The following is a 6,439-nucleotide window of genomic DNA, read 5'->3' as shown; positions in this document are numbered from 1 at the left end:
GTATCGCAGAATGGCGCGTTCATCCATTTGGAGGATGGCTCCTTCTTGAAATCCCAGCTTTTCGAATCAGAATTGGCTTATCAAACCTATCAATTACTGAAAGATTTTGACCTCGTGAAGATCGTTTGCTCAGGTGAAGTGAATTACATCACGCATTTGACTCCCGCTTCCGATGAGGTTCAGTCCCGAACATTCCGACCTTTTATTATAAAAGAGGACATTGAGCAGTCGTTGAAGGCCGAGCTTCCTATTTGTAAGATATCAACATTCGGGGATATTCAAATTCTTCTTACACTAAAGGCATTGTTGGAGGAAAAGCTGGGTGATCAAGTTGAACTATTCATCTCCKACAAAGATTGCTTGGACATCATGCCGCGGCAAGTTTCAAAAGGCAACTCCCTCTTGGTCCTCATTGAGCAGTTGGGTCTAAAACCAGGGGAAATTGCCTGTATCGGCGATTCCTTCAATGATGTATCCATGTTCGGGATTACGCCGCATAGCTTTGCTATGAAAGGTGCTCACTCAGAGGTCAAACAAAAAGCAAATTATCATGTCGAGTCTGTTGCTGAAGCCATTGATCATGTATTTGCCTATAACGATAAATACATGTCCGAGCAAAAAGGAAGCACAATTGTATGAGAAGGTTATTGATTATGGGGTGCCTGTCTTATCTATTAACAGGCTGCACCCACGTTATTTTTGGAGCGGTATTACCCGAGCTGCTCACCCATTATGGACGCAGCTACAGCGATGGCGGGTTGCTGGTGTTCCTTGAGTTCGGCGGATTCTTGCTTGGCGTGCTCAGCATGCCCGCGTTCAGCCGCCGCTTCAGCCGTCGAATCACGATTACGATGGCGTTCGGACTGCTATTTTTATCCATGATTACGATTGTCATGCTGCCCCCTTGGTCTCTGGCCGTGAGCCTAACATTCGTAGCCGGTATGGCTTTCGGACTCGTAGAAGCGAGCATTTCGACCTTCGTGTTAATGGCAGCCAAGGATAAGCAAGCCTCAGCCTTCAGTACGCTCGAAGTTTTCTTCGGACTTGGCGCTTTGTTTATGCCGATCATTTCCAGTATTTTGATTGCCAATGGGTTATGGAAATATGGATTCATGCTTCTGGGAATAAGCGCGCTTGCAACAGGTCTCATCTGGTCGAAACTTTCCTTGGGCGAGCATGACGAATTGTTAGCTCACAAAGCCGACAGAACGCAGCAAGATGCTAAACCTCCTGCACTAACAAAAAGTTCCTTAACCTTCCTTATTCTGTTCATGCTTGTTTTCTTCCTATATGTAGGGATGGAAAATACAATCGTTAATTTCCTGCCTTCGATCTTTATCGATCAGATGCACACCACAAGCTCAGTATCCACTTTGGCGGTAACAGCGTATTGGATCGCCATGGTGGCTGGACGTCTATTTGCTGGCGTGCTTGCTGAGAAAATGACTTATTTCCGCTATTTGGCCGTCGCTTTTGGCGGCAGCTTGATAACCGTCTTTCTGTGGTTGTTCAGCACGCAATTATGGAGCAGCTTCGCTATTGTTCTGCTGCTTGGACTCTTCATGTCAGGGATGTTTGCTGTTGCTCTTATTTATGCCAATCAATTACTCCCTGGACGCACGGAGCAAACAACAAGCACGCTTATCGCAGCGGGTGGTTTGGGTGGATCTGTCCTACCATTAGGTGTAGGCTGGGGGATGGATAAGTTTCAAGTCGGCTTTTCGATTTGGTTCGTGTTAATTGCCATGTGTGTGGTTTTCGGAGTTGTGATCTATTCCCGCAGGTGGAAGGTTCAAGCTGCTAGTTAAAAAAAAGCTGAGTTTCTAGGCAGATAAGTGAGTGGTGGATTCCTTATAAGTAACGCCGCTTTCTACTGCTTTTTTCTGTAAATGTGATACTTTTGCTCAAATAACTCGATTTTCTACAGCTAATTTCGTTAAACTCAGCAAATTACTGGCCACTACCGACGCTTTAGCTGGAGTTTCTACTGCTATTTCCTTCTCTGTCGATGAAAAGTGCAGATTAACGGTAGTTTTTCCAACTGCTTCAGCTGACACGCCTTAATGGATCATTCCCGCAGAACTGGGTAACTGAGATGGAAGTTGACTGCATAGTGAGTATTATAATGGGATAAAAAAAATGAGCCTCTAGAATCACTTCTAGGGCTCATTTCGTATTTAGGGGAGGACATTCTTGAGATCAGCGCAGAGCCTTCAATTGGATGAGGACGGCTTTCTCCTCGAACTGTACATCCTTCACTCCTATAAGAAGCGGCAAGTGATCTTCGATCGAGAGCTCGATTGGAGCGAACTGAAGCCATTCCTTTGGGACTTGTATGCCTCTAACCATCGTACTCTGATGTTGAATGACCACATTCGGCGGATTCCATGCTAGGGTGAAAAGCAATTGGGCCCCAACAAGGACCTTGTCCTGCCATCTAACATTGACGTCTGCCACGAGGTTGCTTCCCTGCAAAGTAAGCTTAGCCCCTTCGATCCGAATACCGTTAGGCAGATCTTGATGGGCCGATAGCTGCTTTTTCACAAGATTGTTCAAATCTTGCTCTGTTATCTGAACCTCGAGCTTCCGGTTCTTAACCATGTCTGCGATTTTACTGCCGATTGAGATTTCTTGATAATTCAGGTCTAGATCCTCGGTAGGTTTAATGTGCCGGATGAACATCACCGTGGCGGCCGCAAGAATGAGGATGACCACGATGAGAAAGATAAATCGTTTTTTCAGCACGCTTCAACACCCCGCAGAAGACAGATTTGGCAAGCCGTACAGTTTGCAGATGCAAATAACGGCTACTCTTTGTTCTGCTGCTTTTCCTTCAGCCAGCGAGGAGCGCCCTTGCTCTTGCGATCTCGCTCGCGCTGGGCTTTACTCACGGCCTTGCCCCCGGCGGCCGTGTGCTTCGGCGCTGCCGGCTTCGCCGGGCTAGCGCTAGATTCGCGCGCGTCCGTCGCCGGCGCACTAGTGCGCACCGCGCCCGCTGGCGCAGCAGCATACTGCGAGCTGGCGGAGCCGCTGCGCACAGGTGCTTCGCCCCGCGGGCGTGCAGCTTCACGGCGGCTGCGCATCGTAGCCGCACTGCGGTCTAGGGCCGGATCGACGAGTCGGCCCTCGTACATCGCCTTCGGCGCGATCGTGATCCCGAGCTGCTTCTCGAATTTCTCGAGAATGAACTGTTCCTTCGGCGTCACGATGGAAATGGCCGTGCCCTCTCGGCCCATCCGGCCAGTACGACCTACGCGGTGGAGATAATACTCCGCGTTAGTGGCAGGATCCAAGTGGAAGACGTGCGTCACGCCTTCAATGTCCAGCCCTCTTGCTGCAACATCCGTTGCCAGCAGCAACTGGAATTTCCCATCCCGGAAATTCCCCATTACTTTAGCCCTATCCTGCTTGCTCGCTTCTCCGTACAAAGCCTCAATGGATAATCCAACATACTGCAGCTTGGCTACGACTTGAGCAATATCATCTGTGACATTGATAAATACGATCGCAGATTTCGGTTTAATTAAACGTACAAGTCTCCGAAGCGTGTCCACCTTCTCACGCTCTTGGCAAAGTACATACATATGCTCCAGCGTTTCCGCTGTACGCTGGCTCGGGTTGATTTTAATAATGACAGGCTCCTTCAACCATCTGCCAGCCGCTTGCTCTGTGCTTTGCGGAATTGTCGCAGACACGAAAACCTTCTGACTGGACTTCAGCATTCCTTTCAGAACAGATTCCACATCTTGCATAGAACCAAGTTCAAAGACTTGATCCACTTCATCGACTACACCAATTTTCACATGGTGCAAAGTTAGTTTTTTTATTTTCATAAGCTCAAGCAAACGCCCTGGAGTTCCCACAACAATATGAGGGTGCAGTCGAAGCTTCTCGACCTGTCTGACCACAGCCGCTCCGCCAATCAAGGATTGCGAACGAATAGGACCTTCAGCCGTTAATTTTTCAATTTCCTGCATAATTTGCATCCCCAGCTCCCGGGTAGGAACAACGACTAGAACTTGCAGCTGTTTCTGCGTTGGATCAATTTGTTCCAGTGCCGGTAGCAAATACGCAAGCGTTTTGCCAGTACCTGTCTGTGACTGGATGATTGCATCGCTGCCCTGTTTCAAAACTGGAATTGCTTCTGCCTGAATCGGCGTTGGCTCACCAATACCTAATTCTTTCAATTTATCTAAATACGTTTGTGCGATTTGCAGCTGTTCAAAGCTTGTACTCAATGGACGTAAACCCCTTTTCTCATTCAACCTAATGACCTTATTATATGCCACCCTGTATATCGATACAAATCGATACTTTGAAAAAAATACAAATGGACTGCCCGTTTTCCTTCATATAAGCAGAAATAAGAGTCCGCATGGACTCTTATTTTCCCGTTCCCCATTCTTCTAGCAGCTTCTGCTTGATAACATCTCTCGCTCGGAACAACCGCTGCCGCACAACACCCTCCGTGACTCCTAGTTCGATCGCCATATCTCTGTAAGATAAATTATGTATCCATTTCATTGCAATAATTTGACGGTAGGAGGGAGTTAGTTGATTGATATAAGCTATGATGGCTTCCCGCATGAGCTTCAGCTCGACTTCTTGATCCAGGGAACCCAAATAATCCGAGGTAGGTGCCGTTTCCTTGATGCACAACATAAGTTCTGTTTCAAGCTCATCCCGGTTGCGTTTGTGCTTGCGAAGGTGATTCAGCGTTACATTCCGGGTCAGCTTCTTGACCCAACTTTCATATTTATCAATATCCTGAAGCAGCGGCGCTTTCCTCACAGCCCGAAGAAAAGACTCTTGAATAATATCCTCCACGGCCGCATGATCTCTAAGTATAAAATAAATCATCGGATAAACGAGGAGATAAAACTCATGATATATCTGTTCCTGCACGCTTTTCTCTATCGTGTAAAAATCACTGCTAAATAACAGTCTGAGAGACTTCGAAATAAACGCCCCCTAGCCAACCAGGTAAAAACATATCTGTTTCTTACCCTTATTTTAGGGCAAAGCTAGGGAGTAAACAACAATAAAAACAAAGTAATATGGTAATAAAACCCACTTCGTGCTTAAGTTGGTTTTTTTCTCGCAGCCAGGCAAAAACATCATCAAGTGCCTTCACGTGAAAACCCGATTAAAGCTACAGGTCCAGGCTGCACCTCCGCTAAAGACTGTACCATAAGAATCGCATGAATGAGATCATAGCTGTCTTCCCCGGCAAAATCCTCACGGCTTATGGACATGGGTCCCCCTATTTTGACAGCTGTCAGAGCATCAGATAAACTAGAAGTGTCTTACTATTTTCCATCCGAAGGGATGAAACTATGAATACAGATTTTGAGAATGAATTCAACGCTCTTGTGTTAAAAACCGCAGAACTCATTACGGGAGATACGTCACCTGAAATGCTTGAGAAAATAAAAGTATGGGCATTTTTCAATCATGTTCATAAATCACTCCCGGCCCTTACTTCTCATTGGAATCAAACGCATCCCGAAAGCAAAGCGGAAGTGCGTCGTATTTTCGAAGAGATTCGTGATTTAAATCAAGCTCTGCAAGCCAAAAAACCTGAGTCGAAGTAACTCCGCTCACGCAACGAAAAAAGCGGATTCCCAGTCGATAGACCGGGACCCGCTTTATTTTTTATTTAAAATCCCCGATGCCAGYCGGTCGAACAACCTTGGAAATAAGTGAAAGAGCTTAATTCCAACGCCTGCTACAAAAGGCAGATTCTTTTCCGGTATTTTTTTCTCAATGGCATGGATCAGTTCTTTCACAACTTTCTCCGGTTTGAGCATAAACCAAGCTACATTTTTGACATAGTTCCCACTCGGATCTGCTTTATCGAAGAATGGTGTGGAGATGGGTCCCGGATTAATCGCCGTGACAGAAATCCCCGATCGCAGTAGCTCCTGACGCAAGCTGTTCGTGAAACCTAGCACGGCATGTTTCGTTGCCGAATAGCTCGTAGATTTGGCTGAACCGATTTTTCCCGCCATAGAGGCAATGTTCACGATATGGCCGCTTCCCGCCTTCATCATGTGAGGCAATACGGCTTGCGTACACCGGACAATTCCCATATAATTCACGTTCATCATGTCTTCAAAATGCTCCAGCGGCGCACCAGCAAACGACTCAAATATCCCGTAACCGGCATTGTTGATCAAAATATCGATACGACCGAACTTCGCTACAACCTGACTAACCACGTCATGTACTTGCTGCGTGTTCGTAACGTCGAGCGCGTAAACGGCATGCTGGCCTTGGATGCCTGCAGCAATCGACTCCAGCTTGTCTGTGCTGCGGGCTGTTAAAATGGGAATCGCCCCCAACGCCGCAAATTGTTGTGCCATGACAGCGCCGATGCCGCTTGACGCTCCTGTAATCAAGACGATTTTGTTCGAAATGTTCAACGTCATTTCTCCCC

The 6,439-nt window shown here is 47.0% G+C and carries 8 protein-coding genes; 3 read left to right on the top strand and 5 right to left on the bottom strand.

Features of this window, described 5'->3' with window-relative positions:
- On the top strand, positions 1-639 hold a 639-nt coding region (locus AC1DUA_RS18675; protein ID WP_477501200.1), incomplete at its 5' end, for an HAD-IIB family hydrolase.
- Positions 636-1,808 (top strand): MFS transporter, encoded by a 1,173-nt coding sequence (locus AC1DUA_RS18670; protein ID WP_477501199.1) that lies wholly within the window; start codon positions 636-638, stop codon positions 1,806-1,808. The genes AC1DUA_RS18675 and AC1DUA_RS18670, both read left to right, overlap by 4 nt.
- A 391-nt stretch (positions 1,809-2,199) precedes the next feature.
- Here AC1DUA_RS18670 and AC1DUA_RS18665 read toward each other — a convergent pair whose 3' ends face one another.
- From AC1DUA_RS18665 to AC1DUA_RS18650, 4 genes are all read right to left on the bottom strand, one after another.
- On the bottom strand, positions 2,200-2,745 hold the full coding sequence (locus AC1DUA_RS18665) for a hypothetical protein (RefSeq protein WP_477501198.1): 546 nt from the start codon (positions 2,743-2,745) through the stop codon (positions 2,200-2,202).
- A 62-nt stretch (positions 2,746-2,807) separates the two neighbouring features.
- The gene (locus AC1DUA_RS18660; RefSeq protein WP_477501197.1) at positions 2,808-4,238 is read right to left on the bottom strand and encodes a DEAD/DEAH box helicase; all 1,431 of its coding nucleotides are present in this window, start codon (positions 4,236-4,238) and stop codon (positions 2,808-2,810) included.
- A 145-nt stretch (positions 4,239-4,383) separates the two neighbouring features.
- A complete protein-coding gene (locus AC1DUA_RS18655) occupies positions 4,384-4,905 on the bottom strand; it encodes an RNA polymerase sigma factor (RefSeq protein WP_477501196.1) in 522 nt (173 codons plus the stop codon).
- A gap of 215 nt (positions 4,906-5,120) precedes the next feature.
- Positions 5,121-5,255, bottom strand: coding sequence for a hypothetical protein (locus tag AC1DUA_RS18650; protein ID WP_477501195.1), 135 nt, complete (start codon positions 5,253-5,255; stop codon positions 5,121-5,123).
- Between the two features lie 81 nt (positions 5,256-5,336).
- Here AC1DUA_RS18650 and AC1DUA_RS18645 point away from each other — a divergent pair, with 81 nt between their 5' ends.
- Positions 5,337-5,594: a DUF2573 family protein gene (locus AC1DUA_RS18645; RefSeq protein WP_477501194.1), complete on the top strand. Its 258-nt coding sequence runs from the start codon at positions 5,337-5,339 to the stop codon at positions 5,592-5,594.
- A 54-nt stretch (positions 5,595-5,648) separates the two neighbouring features.
- Here AC1DUA_RS18645 and AC1DUA_RS18640 read toward each other — a convergent pair whose 3' ends face one another.
- A complete protein-coding gene (locus AC1DUA_RS18640) occupies positions 5,649-6,425 on the bottom strand; it encodes an SDR family NAD(P)-dependent oxidoreductase (RefSeq protein ID WP_477501201.1) in 777 nt (258 codons plus the stop codon).
- Positions 6,426-6,439: the final 14 nt, after the last annotated feature.

The organism is Paenibacillus sp. 01T422 (assembly GCF_056398785.1).
This window is presented reverse-complemented; position numbering and strand designations above follow the sequence as displayed.

Bases quoted from the DNA above. Each gene is read 5' to 3' on its own strand.
- AC1DUA_RS18670 (WP_477501199.1), top strand. From the start codon at position 636: ATGAGAAGGTTATTGATTATGGGGTGCCTGTCTTATCTATTAACAGGC.
- AC1DUA_RS18650 (WP_477501195.1), bottom strand. From the start codon at position 5,255: ATGTCCATAAGCCGTGAGGATTTTGCCGGGGAAGACAGCTATGATCTC.
- AC1DUA_RS18645 (WP_477501194.1), top strand. From the start codon at position 5,337: ATGAATACAGATTTTGAGAATGAATTCAACGCTCTTGTGTTAAAAACC.